This window comes from Thalassolituus sp., assembly GCF_034111725.1.
Taxonomy (GTDB): Bacteria; Pseudomonadota; Gammaproteobacteria; order Pseudomonadales; family Oceanobacteraceae; genus Thalassolituus.
Map to the genome: position 1 here is coordinate 96288 of NZ_JAWUWR010000033.1, position 19346 is coordinate 115633.

21 protein-coding genes and 1 pseudogene are annotated in these 19346 nt (G+C 50.3%); 15 read left to right on the forward strand and 7 right to left on the reverse strand.

Translation table 11 applies throughout. From position 1 onward, the window contains the following. The first annotated feature begins 58 nt into the window (after nt 1–58). Genes UXZ23_RS04930 through cysD form a run of 3 tightly spaced genes read left to right on the forward strand, consistent with a single transcriptional unit; the run spans nt 59 to nt 5041 of the window. A complete protein-coding gene (locus UXZ23_RS04930) occupies nt 59–1702 on the forward strand; it encodes an NADH-quinone oxidoreductase subunit L (RefSeq protein ID WP_320819523.1) in 1644 nt (547 codons plus the stop codon). Beyond that, on the forward strand, nt 1699–4113 hold the full coding sequence (locus UXZ23_RS04935; protein WP_320819524.1) for a DUF2309 domain-containing protein: 2415 nt from the start codon (nt 1699–1701) through the stop codon (nt 4111–4113). Before UXZ23_RS04930 ends, UXZ23_RS04935 begins: the two co-directional genes overlap by 4 nt. Nucleotides 4114–4117: 4 nt before the next feature. Continuing rightward, entirely contained in the window at nt 4118–5041 is a 924-nt protein-coding gene (gene cysD / locus UXZ23_RS04940; RefSeq protein WP_414491458.1) for a sulfate adenylyltransferase subunit CysD, read from the forward strand. Between the two features lie 10 nt (nt 5042–5051). On the opposite strand, the gene UXZ23_RS04945 is transcribed toward cysD, so the two are convergent. From UXZ23_RS04945 to UXZ23_RS04975, 7 genes are all read right to left on the reverse strand, one after another. Beyond that, on the reverse strand, nt 5052–6416 hold the full coding sequence (locus UXZ23_RS04945) for a HAMP domain-containing sensor histidine kinase (protein WP_320819526.1): 1365 nt from the start codon (nt 6414–6416) through the stop codon (nt 5052–5054). Then, entirely contained in the window at nt 6413–7084 is a 672-nt protein-coding gene (locus UXZ23_RS04950; RefSeq protein WP_320819527.1) for a response regulator transcription factor, read from the reverse strand. The genes UXZ23_RS04945 and UXZ23_RS04950 overlap by 4 nt, the downstream gene beginning before the upstream one ends. Before the next feature lie 27 nt (nt 7085–7111). Further along, nucleotides 7112–7411: a PepSY domain-containing protein gene (locus tag UXZ23_RS04955; RefSeq protein ID WP_320819528.1), complete on the reverse strand. Its 300-nt coding sequence runs from the start codon at nt 7409–7411 to the stop codon at nt 7112–7114. Continuing rightward, complete coding sequence (locus UXZ23_RS04960; RefSeq protein WP_015488793.1) at nt 7365–8027, reverse strand: diheme cytochrome c; 663 nt, start codon at nt 8025–8027, stop codon at nt 7365–7367. Before UXZ23_RS04960 ends, UXZ23_RS04955 begins: the two co-directional genes overlap by 47 nt. Before the next feature lie 13 nt (nt 8028–8040). Continuing rightward, nucleotides 8041–8448, reverse strand: coding sequence for a DUF1924 domain-containing protein (locus UXZ23_RS04965; protein ID WP_320819529.1), 408 nt, complete (start codon nt 8446–8448; stop codon nt 8041–8043). Between the two features lie 22 nt (nt 8449–8470). Next, nucleotides 8471–9070, reverse strand: a complete 600-nt coding sequence (locus UXZ23_RS04970; protein WP_320819530.1) for a cytochrome b/b6 domain-containing protein — start codon at nt 9068–9070, stop codon at nt 8471–8473. Between the two features lie 111 nt (nt 9071–9181). Beyond that, the gene (locus tag UXZ23_RS04975) at nt 9182–10348 is read right to left on the reverse strand and encodes a YbfB/YjiJ family MFS transporter (RefSeq protein WP_320819531.1); all 1167 of its coding nucleotides are present in this window, start codon (nt 10346–10348) and stop codon (nt 9182–9184) included. 158 nt (nt 10349–10506) lie between these two features. Here UXZ23_RS04975 and rsmG point away from each other — a divergent pair, with 158 nt between their 5' ends. The 12 genes and pseudogenes from rsmG to UXZ23_RS05035 all read left to right on the forward strand — a co-directional run. Further along, nucleotides 10507–11157 (forward strand): 16S rRNA (guanine(527)-N(7))-methyltransferase RsmG, encoded by a 651-nt coding sequence (gene rsmG / locus UXZ23_RS04980; protein WP_320819532.1) that lies wholly within the window; start codon nt 10507–10509, stop codon nt 11155–11157. Nucleotides 11158–11202: 45 nt separating this feature from the next. Continuing rightward, complete coding sequence (locus UXZ23_RS04985; protein WP_320819533.1) at nt 11203–11997, forward strand: ParA family protein; 795 nt, start codon at nt 11203–11205, stop codon at nt 11995–11997. A gap of 28 nt (nt 11998–12025) precedes the next feature. Continuing rightward, nucleotides 12026–12940, forward strand: a complete 915-nt coding sequence (locus tag UXZ23_RS04990; protein WP_320819534.1) for a ParB/RepB/Spo0J family partition protein — start codon at nt 12026–12028, stop codon at nt 12938–12940. Between the two features lie 185 nt (nt 12941–13125). After that, nucleotides 13126–13416 (forward strand): hypothetical protein, encoded by a 291-nt coding sequence (locus UXZ23_RS04995; RefSeq protein ID WP_320819535.1) that lies wholly within the window; start codon nt 13126–13128, stop codon nt 13414–13416. Between the two features lie 262 nt (nt 13417–13678). Beyond that, entirely contained in the window at nt 13679–14011 is a 333-nt protein-coding gene (locus UXZ23_RS05000; protein ID WP_025266607.1) for an ATP synthase subunit I, read from the forward strand. A gap of 22 nt (nt 14012–14033) precedes the next feature. Continuing rightward, a complete protein-coding gene (gene atpB, locus UXZ23_RS05005) occupies nt 14034–14933 on the forward strand; it encodes a F0F1 ATP synthase subunit A (protein ID WP_320819536.1) in 900 nt (299 codons plus the stop codon). 48 nt (nt 14934–14981) lie between these two features. After that, the gene (atpE, locus tag UXZ23_RS05010; RefSeq protein WP_015488783.1) at nt 14982–15209 is read left to right on the forward strand and encodes a F0F1 ATP synthase subunit C; all 228 of its coding nucleotides are present in this window, start codon (nt 14982–14984) and stop codon (nt 15207–15209) included. Nucleotides 15210–15262: 53 nt separating this feature from the next. After that, nucleotides 15263–15733: a F0F1 ATP synthase subunit B gene (locus UXZ23_RS05015; RefSeq protein ID WP_320819537.1), complete on the forward strand. Its 471-nt coding sequence runs from the start codon at nt 15263–15265 to the stop codon at nt 15731–15733. 11 nt (nt 15734–15744) lie between these two features. Further along, nucleotides 15745–16281: a F0F1 ATP synthase subunit delta gene (locus UXZ23_RS05020; RefSeq protein WP_320819538.1), complete on the forward strand. Its 537-nt coding sequence runs from the start codon at nt 15745–15747 to the stop codon at nt 16279–16281. A gap of 15 nt (nt 16282–16296) precedes the next feature. Beyond that, entirely contained in the window at nt 16297–17841 is a 1545-nt protein-coding gene (gene atpA, locus UXZ23_RS05025; RefSeq protein WP_320819539.1) for a F0F1 ATP synthase subunit alpha, read from the forward strand. Between the two features lie 61 nt (nt 17842–17902). Next, nucleotides 17903–18763, forward strand: coding sequence for a F0F1 ATP synthase subunit gamma (atpG, locus tag UXZ23_RS05030; RefSeq protein ID WP_320819540.1), 861 nt, complete (start codon nt 17903–17905; stop codon nt 18761–18763). A gap of 39 nt (nt 18764–18802) precedes the next feature. Further along, nucleotides 18803–19346 (forward strand): annotated as a pseudogene (locus tag UXZ23_RS05035) (F0F1 ATP synthase subunit beta); the annotation flags it as partial.

Genomic DNA, 19346 nt, shown 5'->3' on the forward strand with positions numbered 1-19346 from the left:
ATGACCAGCACGGAGATACTGAACGCACACCTAATCCCATAACCAGAGGTTGCGTACCATGAGTATTTCCTCTCTGCTGATGGCCACGGTGTTGGCGGCGATCCCGCTAACACTGATATTGGCTGCCATGCCTGCCGGTTTGCAGACCCGGCGCTTTGCTTTAAACGATCACCAGCGTTGGCGTTTTGCTTGGCGTGCGGTGCAACTCGTTGCCGTATTCACGCTCACCGCTGTTGCCTCATCCTTTATGCTTCCTGACGCGGATCTGCACTGGTTCAGTGACTCTCCTCTGCGGCTAACCTTGCTGGTGCTGTTAAGTGTAATGGCATTGGTCGTGGTTAAGTTCTCATACCGCTATCTTGCAGCCGAGCCGGGTTTTGGCCGCTATCTGCGCTGGTTGTTGCTCACACTCGCGGCGGTTGCGCTGGTATTTATCAGTAATCATCTTCTACTGTTCGTGCTGGGTTGGATTGCCATTAGCCTAGCCTTACATCAGTTATTGATGTTTTACCCCGACCGCCCGCGAGCAGCGCTGGCGGCGCACAAGAAATTTCTTCTTGCGCGATTGGCTGAAGCTTCGTTATTGACCGCCTTCTACTTGCTCTGGCAACAGCATGGCAGTGCCCATATCGATACGATTTTGGCCGCCTATCAGGCTCCGGCTCAACTCAGTTTGAGCGAACAGATTGCCGCTGTACTGATTGCGCTAACAGCTCTTATTAAGTGTGCCCAATTACCCGTTCACGGCTGGTTGATTCAAGTTGTTGAAGCGCCTACCCCAGTGTCTGCTCTGCTACATGCTGGTGTGATCAACTTGGGTGGTTTCTTATTGATTCTTTTTGCTCCACTGTTTTTACAGGTGGCTGCGGCGCAATGGTTAGTGCTGGTCGTTGCAGGTTTAACCACAGTACTAGCGGCCTTGATCATGACCACCCGTATCAGTGTCAAAGTACGGCTAGCTTGGTCGACGAGTGCGCAAATGGGACTGATGTTACTTGAGTGTGCACTGGGTTTGGTTGAGCTAGCGTTACTGCATCTACTCGCTCATTCGGCCTATAAGGCTTGGGCATTTCTCAGTTCCGGCTCGGCCGTGCAGCAACATATTCAGCAATCGTTACTCACATCACCACCACCAAGCGTGCGCCAGTGGTTTGTGGTGGTGGTACCGGCAATGACCGTCGTCGCTGGCGCTGCTTGGTTTTCGGCCTATTTACATCCTGTCTCGCAGTTACTCAGCAGCTGGTTACTCTTGGCACTGGCGTTGACGGCATTTCTGGCACAGAGCGGTCAGGGATCGATCTTTTCCGCTGTTTGGTTGCGGTCGCTCATTCTGGCCGTTTTATTAGCACTGGCTTATAGCCTGCTTAAAGTCTTCATGCAGCCGTTGGCGGGCAATTTAACGGCTGTTTTGCGACCCGAACTTTTCAGTGCTGCAGATTGGTGGGCGTCTGGGTTGTTCTTAGCCTTATTTGTACTTTGGTGGCTGCTGCGTTGGCGTTCGCATTGGTTACCGATGCAGCGGCTATCGGTCGCCTTGTTCGCTGGCTTCTATTTGGATGAATGGTTTACCCGCATCACCTTGCGCTTGTGGCCTACACGTTTACCTGTGCGTGCCAATCCTAAAATGGCGCCAACGCAAAATTCCGAACAATTAGCACAACCACTACTGGCGGCTAAGGGTCGCACGGAGCAATTGTTATGAAAGCACAGACGGTTTCTACAGAATATACAGCGCGTTTGGCAGCGGTAAGCGCAGCGGGACAGCGTATAGCGCCAACATGGCCGCTGGATCAGTTGATTGCAGTGAATCCTCTTTGGGAGATGCGCGATCAGCCATTCCCTGCCGTAGCCGCTCGGCTTGAAGCGCTGGGCCGTATCCGTTGTCTGATGCCAGCAGAGTACTATGCGCGTTTATGGCAGCGCAGCCAGATTCGTGAGGTAGATTTGTTGTGTGCTGCGGCTGAGGCTAACGCGCCTGAAGATATCAATGCTTTATTGCGGGCGTTGAATCACTCGAATAAGCAAGCGCATTGGCACAACGTATCCGACTGGCTCGATAGTACCCGCGATAGCCAGCACAAGATGGCTTGGCGTGATGAAATTACTCATCAAATTAGCCAGTTCTGTGCGGCCTTTTGTCAGCAGCCAGGTCATCAATTACAGGACTCTTTATACCTAAGCTGGGTAAGGCAGATCCGCGTGGATCAAGGTATTGCCATTCTGATGGGGGAGCCGGGTTTGACGAAGGCATTTCGCGAGTTGCCAGATGACCCTCAAGCGTTGATTTTGATTGCTTTGGAGGAACTCGGTTTTTCAACACCCGCGCAGATCGAAGCCTATACCCATGCGTTGCTACTCGACATCAATGGTTGGGCGTCTTGGTTAGCTTATGAGCGTTGGCAAGCTCGTTTGGATGGAGGTAGCGACGATGCGTTGCCGCAGCTCATTGCTATCCGGTTGGGCTGGGAATTAGCGCTTTGGCGTCACTGGCAATGGCGGCATCACCAGGCAGCGCAACTATTGCAACAGCAGTGGTATGGCCAGCTTCCACAAATTGATTCGCTGATCGAATCACAGCAGCAGTTACAGAAACCCTTGTGGATATGGCAGCGGGCGGCAGAACTGGCGCGCCAGCGCGAGGAACAGCAGATACTCCTGCAAAAACCGCTGATGGCATCGCCACAACCTAAATTGCAGGCGGTGTTTTGTATCGATGTGCGCTCCGAGGTCATGCGTCGAGCATTCGAAGCGCAGAGTAGCAAGATTCAGACATTCGGTTTTGCCGGTTTTTTTGGCATCCCATTAGCCTATACCCCCGTAGGGACTGATCTGAAACGACCTCAGCTACCGGGATTACTAGCGCCCGGTTTACGGGTAAGCGAGGGAGGATCCACAGCGCAAGCCTTGGAGTTAAGCCGTCGAGCGCAGCAAGAGAGCAATGCGGCGTGGTCTGACTTTAGCCGTGGGGCAGTGACGTCATTTAGCATGGTTGAAGCCGCGGGCTTGAGTTATGTCGCGAAATTGCTGCGTAAAACCTTTGGTCTGAGTGCGGAGGCGCATCCGGTGAATGATATGCCGGTGACTGGAGAGTGGACTTTGTGGAAGGGCGAGCCCAGCTTAACTCTGGTGGAAAAAACGGATTTGGTCGAAGGCATTCTGAAAGCCATGAGCATCAAACGGTTCGCTTCCGAGGTGTTGCTCGTTGGTCATGGGAGTCACACCACCAACAATCCTCATGCCGCAGGGTTGGATTGCGGTGCTTGTGGGGGCCAGACCGGAGCGGTGAATGTTCAGGTTCTAGCACAGCTGTTGAACAACCAAGGTGTGCGCGCCGCATTGGCTGACCGTGGCTGGGTTATTCCGACAAGTACTCGTTTTATCGCTGCGTTGCACAATACTACAACGGATCATATCCAATGTTTTGGCGAAGTATCCGAGTTGGCTACGCAATGGTTCAAGGATTCGACTGTGTTAGCGCAGCGCGAGCGTGCTGTTGGTTTAGGTTTGGCCGATGAAGCCTTCTTTAATCAACCAGAAAAACTGGATGCGGCCATCCAACGTCGCGCGCTCGATTGGTCGGAAGTTCGGCCTGAATGGGGGCTCGCCGGCAACAGTGCCTTTGTTGTGGCGCCGCGCCAGCGCACGCGTGGTTTGAACTTTAATGGCCGTGCATTTTTGCATGACTATGACAGTAACGACGATGAAGGCTTCGGTGTACTGGAACAGATTATGACCGCGCCTATGATCGTTACCCATTGGATCAATATGCAATACAACGCATCGGTTACCGATCCACTGAAATTCGGTAGTGGCAACAAGGTGTTGCACAACGTCGTGGGTGGCAATCTTGGAGTGTTCGAAGGTAACGGTGGTGACTTGCGCATTGGCCTTTCTCAACAGTCACTGCACGATGGGCAGCAGTGGGTGCACGACCCCTTGCGCTTGAGTGTTTATATTCAGGCCCCGCAAGACGCCATCGCTAGCATTATTAGTAAGCATGACAACGTCCGGCAGTTGGTCGATAACCAGTGGCTTTATATTTTCCATCTGACCGATGAGGGTGTCAGCAAACAATACACAGCCAGCGGCTGGCAGGAGGTTCGGAATGCTTGATGTTATTGAGAGACGCATGACGCATTTGCAGTGGCTTGAAGCAGAAGCCATTCACATTATTCGTGAGGTCGCAGCCGCGTTTGATAACCCCTGTATGTTCTACTCCATCGGTAAAGATTCTACCGTGATGCTGCATCTGGCGCGTAAGGCATTTTATCCCGGTCGAGTGCCGTTTCCTTTACTGCATATTGATACCACTTGGGAGTTTGCTGAAATGGCACGCTTCCGTGATCGACTAGCGGCAGAGCAAGATTTGCAGGTGCATGTTCATATAAATGAGGCGGCGTTAGCGGAGGGCGTTCATCCGATTGAATCTGGGTCGGTTAAGTACAACGATCAAATGAAAACGATGGCATTAAAGCAGGCGGTGGACCATTACGGTTTTGATGCGGCGTTGGGCGGCGCACGGCGCGATGAAGAAAAGTCTCGCGCCAAAGAGCGGGTATTTTCTGTACGCAGTGAAAACCATATTTGGGACCCTAAAGCACAGCGCCCGGAGCTTTGGTCGATCTACAACAGTAAGATCAAAAAAGGCGAGTCGGTGCGCGTATTCCCGCTGTCGAACTGGACTGAGCTGGATATCTGGTTGTATATCCTCAAGGAGAAGATCGACATTGTACCGCTCTATTTTGCCGCTGAGCGCCTCAGTTGGGTGGACGACGGTAGCGGCCAAATTCTAGCCCTTGATGATGAACGCATGCGTCCATATTTATCGGCTAAGGAGCTGGAATCTTTGCAGATGCGCTGGATTCGCTTCCGCACCTTGGGTTGTTATCCACAAACCGGCGCAGTGGAAAGTCGTGCGACAACGCTTGAAGGCATTGTCGCTGAAATGCTGACCGCGCGCACCAGTGAGCGTCAGGGGCGGCTATTAGATGCTGACCAAGCGGGCTCTATGGAAAAGAAAAAGCGTGAGGGGTATTTTTAACCGACAGCGATCAGCGACCGGTTGCGGTGGGTAATGTCACAACAACGCTAAGCCCATGCGGCCGGTTTGCAGCAAGCTCAAGGTTGCCGTGATAACTGTCGACGATATCGCTGACGATGGCTAAACCAAGCCCATCGCCTTGAGCGCTGTGCTCGTCCAGACGGATTCCGCGCTGTAGTAAGTGCTTACATTGATTCGGTTCAATGCCCGGCCCTTGGTCGCGTACCTGTATTCGCCAACCTGCTTGGTCGTCCTGGTCTTGGTGTTGATACGCTTCGATACTGAGCTGAATCTCTCCACCGGCGTATTTGCAGGCGTTGTCGAGTAAATTGCCGAGTAGTTCGAGTAGGTCGTCATGATCTTGCGGTAGCACGGCATCTTGGTCGTAGGCCGCATGTATACGCGCCTGTGGATACAGTTGCCCAAGTATTTGCAGCAGTGGTGGTAGATCTTCGGCCAGTTTGAGCTGGCGTCCGGGGGATGACATACCAACAATACGCGCACGTTTTAGCTCGCGCTCTACTAATCGACTTAGGCGTGATAGTGCGTCGCGTTGCTCGATTTGATGTGAAGAATCCAGTTGTTCGGCCAGCAGTTGCAGTTGTTGCAGTGGTCGCTTCATTTCGTGGGCGAGATTACCCAAGGCATTACGCGAACGACCCACGCGTTGCTGCAGCAAGCTGAGCAAACGGTCGATTTCTTCGGCCAGTGGTTGTACCTCCTGTGGGTACAATCCAGAAGCGGCGTTTAAGTCATCTCTTTCACCAAAGCGCAGCTCGCGTAGTTGCTGTTTCAATGGCTCCAGACGCGCAAAGGCTCGGCTTAACTGATAACGTTGAATCAGCATTAAAGTCACTAAGGCAATTGCCAGTAGAGCGATGGCGGTAAGGCGATAGCGGTTAAGCTCGCTTTTGAGCGGGGTGATATCTTCGGCTACCCAGACAGTGAAATCGTGATTTTGTACCCTCACACCTTTGGCCCAGTTGAGCCATTGTTCGGCGAGCTGATCGCCTTGAATACCAAGTTGTTGCCACTTTTGTTGCTCACCAAAAGTGAGGGGAATAACGGGCGCTTGTTTGTCCCAGAGCGAGCGGCTACGCAAATCCGTGCCGTGCTCATCGCGAATGGCAAAATAGTGGCCGGAATACACGCGTTGATACAAGGTACCGAGATGGCTGTCGTCGAGTTGCCATTGTCCATTCTCATTTTGGCTTAATGCCGCGATAAGACTGTCGGCATCATGCTGTAAGCGGCTCATGACGGTATCGGTGACGAGCTGACGCACGCCGAAATCGGCTAGCAAGAGCAGCGGCAGCATGATGAGCAAAATAGTGATCAACCATTGGCGTCTTAGCTGCTGCTGTAACGAAATCATGGCGTTAACTCAGGTGCTAGCTGATAGCCTTGGCCGCGTCGGGTTTCGATAAAATCTTTTCCAAAGTACTGGCGCAACCGATTAATGTAGACCTCCATCACGTTGCTGTCTTTTAACTGGTCTTCTTCGTAAACATGTTCGCTTAGGCGGGTTTTCGAGTGCACGTCATTGGGATGCTGCATCAGGTAGCGCAGCAAGCGAAATTCAATCCCCGTGAGTTCGATAACGCGGCCGTCGGTGGTGGTTGCGTGCTGGCGTTCGGAATCTAAACTGACTCCGCGCCAGCTGATTTGATTGCTGGCTTGCCCCACTTGGCGACGACTAATGGCCTCTAAGCGTGCCAGTAATTCTTGGCTGTGAAAGGGTTTGCCGAGGTAATCATCGGCACCGGCTTTTAGCCCTTGCACTCGTTCATGCCAAGAGTCGCGGGCGGTTAAAATTAGCACCGGCGTTTTATTTCCTGACGCTCGCCAGTTAGCGAGTACTTCTAAACCACCTCGATTTGGCAAGCCTAGGTCCAACACGATGAGATCAGGCTGTAGCTCATTACCAAGAAATTCACCTTCGATGCCGTCGTGAGCAATCTCGACGGCATAGCCGGCTTGGCGCAGTATGGGCTGCAAGGAATCGGTCAGTTGTGTGTCATCTTCAATTAGCAGGAGCTTCACGTTTTGCCGACCTCAATTTTGCTAACCTCAATGGTGCTCGGACTCATCTTTAATAACTTCTCCGGTACGCGCATCGACATAAGCTTCGTGCCTTTGTCCTTGTGCATCCAGCCACTTTAACTCGTACGTTAGCATGCCTTCTTCCCATTCGACTTCGGCATCCAGCAGTTCGCCACCGAGCGGGGTAAGTTGCAGAATAGATTCAAGTGATAGTATCTCACCCTGCTCTACCCATGCCCTGACCTGTGCCGCGTTCGGGTGCTTTTCTGCAAATGCGGGATTAATCGTCCCAACGGCCATAGCCAGGAATAACCACGTTATCTTCATCGAATTTTCCTTTTGCGGCGTTTTTGTGGCAGCTATCACACTGACTGAACGATCTGACTTCTGGGTTACCTTGTACTAAACGCTCTGGCACTTCGCGGTGTTTGCGCTTGTAGTATGGCAGTTCTGTAATGCGCATGGGAGTTACACTGTCGCGAATACTGGCCATCATACGGCTATGGTTACTCGCGCTGTGAGCGCTGAGATACGCCAAAATATTTGCCTGAGCTGTATCACTAACCGTGGCATCGTCGCCATAGTGATCATCCAGTGTTGTCATAATGGCGTGCCAACTACGAGCTGGGAGGAAGTGTGCTGGATAGGCAATGTGGCAGCTGCCGCATTCCGCTTTATAAGCCGCAGCATCAGCAGTCGTCGTGCCTGGCGTTGGCGTCGGTTCTATATTTTTACTGCTTCCCTCCTTTTTGTAACTGCCCTCTTGGTTATAACGTTTCTCGCTTGTTTCGCTGTAGCGATTACTGCGCTCGTGGTCATCATCGTCTTCATCCGCAAACGACAGATTATTGATGGAACTGAGTCCATACAGCCCTAGGGTTAAAGCACCGCCGAGCATCAAGATGCCAGTGGTATAGCGCAGTGTGTTGAGTATTGGTTTCATGATTCTCTCTCGATTAATACTGATTTAGCCAAGTGATGACATCGCCTTTTTCTTGGGCCGTGCATTCTCGCCCTAGCGTCCATTTGCAGTTGCGTAAGAACCACTTTTCGGTTTTGGCGCGATCGGTGAAGCGTTCTGGGTTCGCACTCACCGCCATAGGAGCAATGCTTCGGCCTGTTTTTTGGTGCTTGCCCGATTGCGCAGGGTCTTTGCCGTGGCAGGTGGTACAACTGCGCTGTTCGCCACCATTGGAGAAGGATTGATTCCAAAACGCTTCTCCGGCAATGGCGCTGAAGGGGCCTGCACCCGTTGCCGCGAGTGTTTGCAATTGCGTTGTCGCATCCGCTAGTACGTGATGACTTGCTAGTGGGCTAATCATTAGCCCGACGAGTGCTGCGATGTGAATTAACGGTTTCATCATGTTTCCCTTATGAGTCATGGGCTTAGTGCGAAGTATCAACATCATCGGAGCGAGACTCTTTGCGGCCCGTAACCATAGAGCGGGGCAAGTTTTCGCGATGATGAAAGCTACTGAAAATCACACCGGCAACGTGTAAGCCGACCAAGGCTAGGGTGAAGTTGGCGAAGAATTCATGGATTTCTTTTAGCGTGTGTTCGTCGAACGTTGCGATCCAAGTGCCTGCTAATGGCCCTGCTTGTTCATCGGCTCCGTATAGCGCCATGCCAAAGATGGTTGTGCCTGCTAAGGACAGAATCAGGGCGATGACCATAGCGCCACCGGCAGGGTTATGACCGATGTAGCGTTTTGCTTTGCCTGCGGGGATGGCAACGACATAGCGCCAAATGGTACTTGGCGACGCAACGAAATCGCTGAACCGCGCATGATGAGTGCCGATTAGCCCCCAAACAATGCGGAAGCCGATCAGAGCTGCCACGGTATAGCCAGACCAGGTGTGAATGGTTTCTAAATCGTCTTCGGTGAAATACGCGAGAAAGAAAAAGAAAACCAGCGACCAGTGAAAGATACGGACCAAAGGGTCCCAAACTTTAACGGTTGGATTGTTTGCTATGGGATTGTTCACAATGTGCGCTCCAGTAATTCTGCTGTAGGTTTGCAGAATAACGGGCGCTTACTTAAACGAAGCTTAAAGGCTGATTTATATAAGGATACCGTTTAAGAAATAGAGTGCGGACTAGTGTGTCCGCTTGGTTGGCACCCAAAACATTAACACCATTCCCCAGATACAGGCGCCTAAGCCCCAAATAAAGGTTGCCGCCAGTGTCGCGCCCATATTAATGCCCACTTCGGCCAAAATTGGTCCGACTAATTGCGCGACACCATAGAGTGCGATCAAGGCTGCGCTTAATCGCGGTCCTTGATGCGGGTGCAGTGTTCTTGCGAGGCGTTGGGTCAGGAATACTGCACCAAGGAAGCTACCGCCCATGAATATGGCGCATATCCATAAACCCAGTACTGCTTCAGGTATGACGAGAATCGCAGCGACGGCGACGGCTTGCACGGCATAATTGATGATTAACGCATTACGATCGCCAAGGCGAGTGCCGAGTGAATTCCAAATAATGGTGGATGGTATTGAGGCGATGGCAACAAGGAGCCAAGCACTTGGGTTGAGCTGTAAATTCCAATCATGGGCGACAGCGGGTAAAAACGTCATGGGCAAAATATAGCCGAGGCCTGCCCCCGTATAGGCGAGAAATAGCGGCGTGCTGGCCCGATCCCAAAGTGGGGTATTGTCGTCGCGGCTTTGCGCCGGCGTACCTTTTGATAAATGTGATAAATACCACGCACTCCACAATGCCAATGGCATTGAAATAAGCGCCGCAGGGAACCAGCGTTGATTACCCGTAAGCCAAATTTCGGTGGCATCGACAATAGCATTGCTGCTGAGCAAACCAACGCCAACGCCTAAATACATTAAGCCGCTAAGGTGTGCCTTATTGTTGGCGACGAGCCACTCCAGCACTAACGCGGGTGCTAATACGAACACCACGCCATTGGAGATGCCATTGAGCAAGCGCAGCAGGGCTAGTGATTCATATTGAGCGGAAAATATTTGGCCAAAGGTAATAACGGCATTGCCAATAAGCGCCAGAGTCAGCGCCATCTTGCCTAGCCCGCGTTGATAGCAGAATAAGGCCAGCATGGCGCCAGTTAAATAGCCGACGTAATTCCAAGTGGCAAGCTGCGCGGCTTGGGCCAAGGTCAGAATGCCATCCTGCACAAACAGTGGAATCAGCGGTGTATAAATAAAGCGCCCAAAGCCGTGCACCACGACTAAGGCAATAGCAGCTGCGAGTAATGGAACTAGGGCAGATTTGGGCGCAGTCATTAGATTCATAATGGTGTCTTAGTAAAAAGTGCGTGCAGTATAGAGGGTGACGTTTGCTAGATCACGATATGGCTTTGGTTAAGACTGTTCTGTGCAGCGAACCGAGGAGCGGTGCTAGTGGCGATTTGTGATAAACTGCGCCGCTCGACAACCAAACGATAGATCCCATGAGCACATCGACTAAATCCTATGCCACGAATATCACCCAAGGCGCTGACGCTATGGGTATCGCTCTCAGTGAAGAGCAATTGTACGCACTGCAAGAATATTTAGCGCTGCTACAAAAGTGGAACAAGGCTTATAACCTGACGGCGATTCGCGATCCCAAGGATATGGTGAACTTACATTTACTCGATAGTCTTGCGGTCAACCCTTATGTGTTGGGCGCTAAGCGCGTTATTGATGTGGGCACTGGTCCTGGTTTGCCGGGCATTATTTTGGCCATCATGAATCCCGATATCGCCTTTACCTTGCTAGACAGTAACGGCAAAAAGACGCGATTTTTGTTTCAAGCGGTGACACATTTAGATTTAAAGAATGTCACCATAGTGAACGATCGAGTAGAGGCATATCATCCCTCGGAGCCTTTCGATATTATTGTCAGCCGCGCATTTGCATCACTAGCGGATATGACCTTTTGGTGTAAGCATTTACGGGCCGAGCATGGGCACTTTCTGGCGATGAAAGGCCAATATCCACAGCAAGAAATCGACGATTTGCGCAGTGAATTTGCAGTAACCGAGAGTTTTGAATTACAAGTTCCCGGAGTAGAGGGCGAGCGCCATATTTTGCGTTTGATTCCTGACTCCAGTGTTTAACGGTCCACTTAACAATGTCCAGCCAAGTAAAAGGAAAGCTGATCTGTGAGTAAAATTATTGCTATCGCGAATCAGAAAGGCGGAGTGGGTAAAACCACCACGGCTGTAAACTTGGCTGCGTCTTTGGTTGCGACCAAGCGCCGAGTGCTGTTGATCGATCTTGATCCTCAAGGTAACGCCACTATGGGGAGCGGCGTCGATAAGCATGACTTAGAGCGTTCGTTATATGACGTTTTAACAGGTCGCTGTCGCACCGCTGAAGCTATGCAACACAGCGAAGAAGGTGGCTTTGATGTTTTACCTTCTAATGGCGACCTTACCGCAGCTGAAGTCGAACTGATGGAGTTGCCGCGTCGAGAGCAGCGCTTACGCGAAGCTTTGGCTGAAGTTCGTCCTGATTACGATTACATCCTGATCGACTGTCCGCCGTCACTCAACATGTTAACCGTAAACGCGCTTGTTGCTGCGCATAGCGTGTTAATTCCAATGCAGTGTGAATATTACGCATTGGAAGGTTTGAGCGCCTTGATGCAAACGATTGAGTCAATTCAATCTGGGCCGAATACCGCTCTGCAAATTGAAGGCTTAGTGCGCACTATGTATGACCCGCGTAATAGCCTTACGGTTGATGTATCGAACCAATTGACCGAGCATTTTGGCGATCGAGTTTACAGTACAGTCATACCGCGTAATGTCCGTTTGGCTGAAGCGCCAAGCTTTGGTTTGCCAGCATTGAAATACGATAAAACCTCTCGTGGCGCGATGGCATATTTGGCCTTGGCCGGAGAAATGAATCGCCGCACTAATGCGGCACAGAAGACAGCTGCCGCCTCCGTTTGAGCGGCAAAGAAAGGATTAGGTAATACGCATGACGACGACAAAACGTAAACGCGGCTTAGGGCGCGGCCTCGATGCCCTTTTGGCCAGTTCGCGCGCTGCAGCGGTTCCGACTGAGCCGTTGGCCGAAGGCGAAGAAAGCCAGCCGGTAAAGCTACCAGAAGGTGAGTTGCGTCATTTACCCATCGAATTTGTGCAGCCCGGCCGTTATCAGCCACGTCACGATATTCAGCCAGAAGCGCTAGAAGAATTGGCCGCTTCTATCCGCGCCCAGGGGTTGATGCAACCGATTGTTGTACGTCCATTACCCGGCCAAGATGATCGTTTTGAGATCATTGCGGGTGAGCGTCGCTGGCGTGCTTGCCAGTTAGCCGGTATGGATCGTGTGCCGGCATTGGTTCGTGACGTGCCTGATTCTGCCGCCATTGCGATGGCTCTCATTGAGAACATTCAGCGCGAAAACCTCAATCCGATGGAAGAGGCTATGGCGCTGCATCGGTTGCAGCACGAATTTGAGCTGACGCAAATGGAAGTAGCGGAAGCCGTAGGTAAAAACCGTGCGACCGTGGCGAACCTATTGCGTTTGATGAATCTGAATGAAGACGTTAAACGTTTACTTGAACATGGCGATATCGAAATGGGTCATGCCCGTGCGTTACTTGGTCTTGATGGTCAAGCGCAAAGCGATGCCGGTATTCAAGTCGTTAGTCGTGCTTTAACGGTGCGCCAGACTGAAGCTTTGGTTCGTCACATTCAATCAGGTGCCGGCAGTGAGAACAAATCAATTGAAAAACCAAACCCTGATGTGCAGCGTTTAGAACGTATGTTAGGGGATCGATTGGGGGCAAAGGTCGCCATTCAGCATACCGCTAAGGGCAAAGGTAAGTTGGTGATTAGCTATACCAATTTGGATGAACTCGACGGCATTCTTGAGCACATTAAGTAAGCCTTTCTTTTTTCGCCCGCTCGATAGTTTCATGCCTTTGCATGAAGCTGTTGCCCTCTTTTTTCATATTTGACTCGTTTAGCCTCCATCTTACGCATTCCTGACTATCATTAAGGTTATTAAGTCGCGCATTGCGCTACCGAATGATCCAAACTTATAGCTCAGTAATTTACGAGGCAGAAGTTATGCGTTCTTTACTCTTCCTGTTTATAGCCTCAGCGCTAAGCGCTACCGTTTTCGCTGATAAACGTTTCATGCCGTTAGTGCCTGACGACGAGCTGACTGAAATACGCTTGGATAGCCATACCGAAGTAGTGATTGATGACAACAAAGAGCCGACAACCGCTGCCACGATGGAGCGTAATCAATTAGATCAGGCGTCGACACCGCGAGAGCTGAATAATACCCCTGCTCCGGCAGTAGCCCCAACCCCTCCTGTCGCTCCTCCAATGGTTACGATTAGTCCGCGTCCTTAAAGAACACTTCATTACTTTGCCGAAACATCCAAAAATTCTTCTCTAAGCATCGGAAATACCGAGCGAATGCGCGGTATTCAGGCTTTATTCCTGCCTTTTTTCCACAAATACGCATTTATTGCATGATAAAGCTCCACAGCGGTTGAAGCCGACAGGCCTTGCCAATATAATCACCGCGCCTTGAACTTGGGTGTTGCAGAAATCTGACTAAAAGGTGGAGCACAGGTTGTCATCGATACCGCGTCCACCGGTTTATAGAATTGTGTTGTTACAACTGATTCTGACCGTTCTTTCTGCTTCGTTGGCTTGGTTGTATAGCGATGTCGCTGCCTACTCGGCGCTATTAGGAGGGTTAACATGTGCCCTGCCCAATGCGTACTTCGTATGGCGAGCATTCCGCTACAGCGGAGCAAGATCCACTGTGCAAGTTGTACAGTCGTTTTACCAGGGTGAATCCTGGAAGTTTGTGCTGACAGCGTTGAGTTTTGCGGTAATTTTTCAACGGGTCGAGCCTTTGAATGTTCTGGCACTGTTTGCAGGCTTCATAACAGTGCAGCTGGGGCACGTAGCTTCAGCAAAGATCGCCAATTTATAAACCTTTGAATTGAGAGTGAACAATGGCTGGTAACTCCCAAGAGTATATCTCGCACCATTTGACTAACTTAACCTACGGCAAATTGCCAGCAGGCTACGTTCGTCATAACGAAGATGGCACGACCACTGAACTAACCAGTTCAACTTGGACTATGGCTCATGGCGGCGAAGAAGCTGCTGCAATGGGTTTCAATGCGGTTCACGTTGATTCACTGGGCTGGTCTTTTGGTTTGGGCGCTCTGATTATGTTTTTGTTCTGGCGCGCAGCGCGTAACGCCACCTCTGGTGTTCCGACTGGTTTTCAGAACTTTATCGAAATGGTTGTTGAGTTTATCGACAACACTGTTAAAGAGGGCTTTCACGGCGCAAACAAAGTCGTAGCTCCTCTTTCTCTGACCGTATTTACCTGGGTTTTCATGATGAACTTCATGGATTTGATCCCAGTTGACATATTGCCTTCTATTTTCGGTGCCTTCGGTGTGCATTATATGAAGGTTGTGCCTTCTACTGACGTGAACGTGACGTTGGGGATGTCGCTGTTTGTATTCGCTTTGATGATTTTTTATTCGATCAAGATCAAAGGTATTGGTGGTTTCGTGGGTGAGTTGACCCTGCATCCATTCAATGCGAAAAACCCTATCGTTCAAGCGCTATTCATTCCTGTGAACTTCTTCTTGGAATCAATTGCGTTGCTGGCCAAGCCTATCTCTTTAGCGCTTCGTCTATTCGGTAACATGTATGCAGGTGAGATGATCTTCATCTTGATCGCATTGATGTTCTCCGCTGGCGTTGGCATGGCATTACTTGGTGGTGTCCTGCAATGGGCTTGGGCGGTATTCCATATTCTAGTGATCACACTGCAAGCGTTCATTTTCATGATGTTAACCATCGTGTATTTGAGCATGGCGCACGAAGATCACTAATTTTTAACCCTTAACTTTAACTAACTTAACTTCTATTTGGAGATAATTATGGAACAAGGTCTGGTATTCCTGGCTGCAGCTCTGATGATCGGTCTTGGTGCCCTAGGTACTGCAATCGGTTTTGGTCTGTTGGGTGGTCGTCTGCTTGAAGGCACTGCTCGTCAACCTGAACTAGGTCCAATGTTACAAGGTAAAATGTTCTTGATCGCAGGTCTATTGGACGCAGTTCCAATGATCGGTGTTGGTCTGGGCTTGTACCTGATGTTTGCTGCCTAAGGGTTCTTTGGTAACAACGAACTTCCTTAATCAACGAACATGAGGGCTCTGGCGTGAACATAAACGCGACTCTGATCGGCCAGATCATTACTTTCGCGATCTTCGTGCTTTTTTGCATGAAGTTTGTGTGGCCTCACCTGCTCAATGCGATGCAGGAACGCGAAAAGAAAATTGCCGATGGTCTAGACGCAGCAAACCGCGCTGCACGCGACTTGGAACTGGCTCAAGAAAACGCCGTTGCCCAAATCCGAGAAAGCAAACAAAAAGCAGCTGAAATCATCGAATTAGCTAACAAACGTGCTAGCCAAATCGTCGACGAAGCCAAAGAAGCGGCTCGTAGCGAAGGCGATCGTTTGGTAGCTGCTGCTCAAGCTGAAGTTGAGCAAGAAGTGAATCGCGCTAAAGAAGTTCTGCGCAAGCAGGTCTCTGAGCTAGCAGTAGCTGGCGCAGCGAAAATTCTTGGCAAGTCAGTCGACGCTTCAGCTCAAAATGAGCTGTTGAATAAATTAGCTGACGAGCTTTAAGCGAGGTTTACATGGCTGAATTAACAACTCTCGCTCGGCCATACGCCAAAGCGGTGTTTGCTGAAGCAAGTGAGAAGAAAGCTCTAGATGTATGGTCTGAGGACCTTGCATTGTTGTCTGCGGTATCTGCTGATGCAGGTATGCTGAAGGTAACTGGGCACCCTTCTCTATCGTCAAAACAGCAAGCACAAGCGCTTATTGACGTATGTGGCGACAAGCTGAATGAAGCAGCCAAAAACCTGGTAGCAGTCCTTTCTGAGAACAAGCGTTTGGCTTTATTGCCTGAAATCGCCGCTCTTTATGAAGAGATGAAAGCTCAGTTACAGAACACCGTAGACGTAGTCGTCACATCGGCGTTCGAACTGACGAGCGAGCAGGCGGAAAAGCTGACGCAGTCGCTTAAGGCGAGACTGCAGTGTGATGTACGTATGACAAGTGAAATCGACGAGACTCTCGTTGGTGGCGCCATAATACGTGCCGGGGACTTGGTAATTGATGGCTCCGTAAAGGGCAAGCTGTCCAAATTAGCCGAAGCGATGAAATCCTAGTTTGAGGGACGATGCATGCAGCAACTGAATCCATCCGAGATCAGTGAAGTCATCAAAAAACGCATCGAAAATCTCGATGTGACTTCACAGGCCCAGAATGAGGGCACCGTCGTATCAGTATCCGACGGTATCGTTCGTATCCATGGTCTTGCCGACGCTATGTACGGTGAGATGATTGAATTTGAAGGCGGCGTATACGGCCTAGCAATGAACCTTGAGCGTGACTCAGTAGGTTCAGTGATTTTAGGTGATTACAAAGGTTTGGCCGAAGGTCAAACTGCCAAATGTACTGGCCGCATTCTTGAAGTGCCGGTTGGCGAAGCTCTATTGGGTCGCGTTGTCGACACTCTGGGTAACCCAATCGACGGTAAAGGTCCGATTGAAACGACATTGACTGCACCTGTTGAGCGCGTAGCGCCCGGCGTAATTGCACGTCAATCCGTTGATCAACCATTACCAACTGGTTATAAAGCAGTGGATTCCATGGTGCCGGTAGGCCGTGGTCAGCGCGAGTTGATCATTGGTGACCGTCAGACTGGTAAAACTGCGATGGCGATCGATGCCATCATCAACCAGAAAGGCACTGGTATTAAATGTATTTACGTAGCCATTGGCCAGAAGCAATCTTCTATCGCCAACGTGGTACGTAAGCTTGAAGAACACGGCGCGATGGATCACACCATCATCGTCGCAGCTGGCGCGGCCGATCCTGCAGCAATGCAGTTCTTGGCTCCGTATTCTGGTTGTGCGATGGGTGAATACTTCCTAGACCGCGGTGAAGACGCTCTGATCATCTATGATGATTTGACTAAACAAGCATGGGCATATCGTCAGATTTCCCTATTGTTGAAGCGTCCTCCAGGTCGTGAAGCATACCCAGGTGACGTATTCTATTTGCACTCACGTTTGTTAGAGCGCGCATGTCGCGTAAACCCTAACTACGTAGAGCAAATGACTAATGGTGAAGTGAAAGGTAAAACCGGTTCTTTGACCGCTCTACCTATCATTGAAACCCAAGGTGGTGACGTATCGGCTTTCGTACCGACTAACGTGATCTCCATTACTGACGGTCAGATCTTCTTAGAAACCAACCTATTCAACGCGGGTATTCGCCCAGCAATGAACGCGGGTATTTCGGTATCTCGTGTAGGTGGTGCTGCTCAGACTAAGATCATCAAGAAGCTTGGCGGTGGTATCCGTATGGCTCTAGCTCAGTATCGTGAATTGGCGGCTTTCGCTCAGTTCGCATCTGACTTAGACGAAGCTACCCGTAAGCAGTTAGAACATGGTCGCGCTGTTACCGAGCTGATGAAGCAAGGTCAATACGCACCAATGTCAGCTGCTGAAATGGGCTTGGTGATTTTTGCTGTCAACGAAGGCTACCTGAACGACGTTGAAGTGGCTAAGATTCTTGCATTTGAAGCTGCCCTGCTGAGCTTTGCTAACAGTGAATACGCTTCACTGATGGCGAGCATTGGCGAAAAAGGCAATTACAATGACGAGATCGCGGCTGGTCTAAAAGAGTGTATTGAAGCATTCAAGAACACTCAGACCTGGTAAGTCCAACGCTGGCGGTGATAAGCCGTCAGCAGGATTCACTCAATGAGAAGGCAGCTTAAGTATGGCAGTCGGTAAAGAAATTAAAGGTCAGATTTCGAGTGTGAAGAGCACGCAGAAAATTACCTCAGCAATGGAAAAAGTTGCTGTAAGTAAGATGCGTCGTGCTCAGATGCGCATGGAACAAAGCCGTCCATATGCGGATAAAATCCGTAACGTGGTTGGCCATTTGGCGAATGCGACGTCTGAATATCGTCACCGTTATCTGCAAGACCGCGAAATCAAGCGAGTTGGTTATATCGTGGTGTCTTCCGACCGTGGCCTGTGTGGTGGCTTAAACAACAACTTGTTTAAGCAATTGGCACAGAATGCTAAAGATTGGAAAAGCAAAGGCGTAGAAGTCGATTATTGTTCAATCGGTTCTAAGGCTAATTTGTTCTTCGCTAACTTTGGTGGCAACGTGGTCGCTTCTAAGTCTCACCTTGGTGATGCTCCAGAACTGGCCAGCCTGATCGGAGCGGTTAAAGTGATGTTGGAGGCATTCGACAGTGGTCGAATCGATCGCCTGTACATCATGCATAACCGTTTTGTGAATACGATGACCCAATCGCCTCAAGCGGTGCAGTTATTGCCCCTTAAGGCAGAAAAAGATGACGCACTGAAGCATCATTGGGATTACATCTACGAGCCAGATGCTAAGGAGATCTTAGAAGGTCTGTTAGTACGCTACGTAGAATCTCAGGTGTACCAGGGTGTAGTTGAGAATAATGCCTGTGAGCAGGCTGCACGTATGTTGGCAATGAAGAATGCCACCGATAACGCCGGTGACATGATCAAAGAGCTGCAGTTGTTGTATAACAAAGCTCGCCAGGCAGCTATTACCCAGGAAATTTCAGAAATCGTCAGCGGTGCTGCGGCTGTATAAGCCCAGTAACGAAGGTTTTTAGATTAAGAGGAACCGAATATGAGCGGATGTATCGTACAGATCATCGGTGCCGTAATCGACGTGGAATTTCCGCGTGATGTGGTACCTAAGGTCTACGACGCCCTTACTGTTGATGGTACAGAAACCACCCTCGAAGTTCAGCAACAGCTGGGCGATGGCGTAGTTCGTACTATTGCGATGGGCTCGACAGAAGGTCTGAAGCGTGGGCTTCAAGTAACAAACACGAACGGTCCTATTTCTGTACCTGTGGGTATCGAAACTTTAGGTCGTATCATGGACGTTCTTGGTCGCCCTATCGACGAATGTGGCCCTATCGGTGAAAAAGAAGTTGCTTCTATTCACCGCAAAGCGCCAGCATTTGACGAGCAAGCAAACTCTACAGATTTGCTAGAAACTGGTATCAAGTAATCGACTTGGTTTGCCCATTCGCTAAGGGTGGTAAAGTAGGTCTGTTCGGTGGTGCTGGTGTTGGTAAAACTGTAAACATGATGGAATTGATCAACAACATCGCTAAGGCACACTCAGGTTTGTCTGTATTCGCAGGTGTTGGTGAGCGTACTCG

Excerpts from the sequence above, each read along its gene's own strand:
- UXZ23_RS05020 (WP_320819538.1), top strand. The coding sequence starts at position 15,745 with ATGGCTGAATTAACAACTCTCGCTCGGCCATACGCCAAAGCGGTGTTT.
- UXZ23_RS04935 (WP_320819524.1), top strand. The coding sequence starts at position 1,699 with ATGAAAGCACAGACGGTTTCTACAGAATATACAGCGCGTTTGGCAGCG.
- UXZ23_RS04960 (WP_015488793.1), bottom strand. The coding sequence starts at position 8,027 with ATGAAACCAATACTCAACACACTGCGCTATACCACTGGCATCTTGATG.
- rsmG (WP_320819532.1), top strand. The coding sequence starts at position 10,507 with ATGAGCACATCGACTAAATCCTATGCCACGAATATCACCCAAGGCGCT.
- UXZ23_RS04975 (WP_320819531.1), bottom strand. The coding sequence starts at position 10,348 with ATGAATCTAATGACTGCGCCCAAATCTGCCCTAGTTCCATTACTCGCA.
- UXZ23_RS04965 (WP_320819529.1), bottom strand. The coding sequence starts at position 8,448 with ATGATGAAACCGTTAATTCACATCGCAGCACTCGTCGGGCTAATGATT.
- UXZ23_RS04955 (WP_320819528.1), bottom strand. The coding sequence starts at position 7,411 with ATGAAGATAACGTGGTTATTCCTGGCTATGGCCGTTGGGACGATTAAT.
- UXZ23_RS04930 (WP_320819523.1), top strand. The coding sequence starts at position 59 with ATGAGTATTTCCTCTCTGCTGATGGCCACGGTGTTGGCGGCGATCCCG.
- UXZ23_RS04990 (WP_320819534.1), top strand. The coding sequence starts at position 12,026 with ATGACGACGACAAAACGTAAACGCGGCTTAGGGCGCGGCCTCGATGCC.
- UXZ23_RS04945 (WP_320819526.1), bottom strand. The coding sequence starts at position 6,416 with ATGATTTCGTTACAGCAGCAGCTAAGACGCCAATGGTTGATCACTATT.
- atpG (WP_320819540.1), top strand. The coding sequence starts at position 17,903 with ATGGCAGTCGGTAAAGAAATTAAAGGTCAGATTTCGAGTGTGAAGAGC.
- atpA (WP_320819539.1), top strand. The coding sequence starts at position 16,297 with ATGCAGCAACTGAATCCATCCGAGATCAGTGAAGTCATCAAAAAACGC.
- atpB (WP_320819536.1), top strand. The coding sequence starts at position 14,034 with ATGGCTGGTAACTCCCAAGAGTATATCTCGCACCATTTGACTAACTTA.
- atpE (WP_015488783.1), top strand. The coding sequence starts at position 14,982 with ATGGAACAAGGTCTGGTATTCCTGGCTGCAGCTCTGATGATCGGTCTT.
- UXZ23_RS04995 (WP_320819535.1), top strand. The coding sequence starts at position 13,126 with ATGCGTTCTTTACTCTTCCTGTTTATAGCCTCAGCGCTAAGCGCTACC.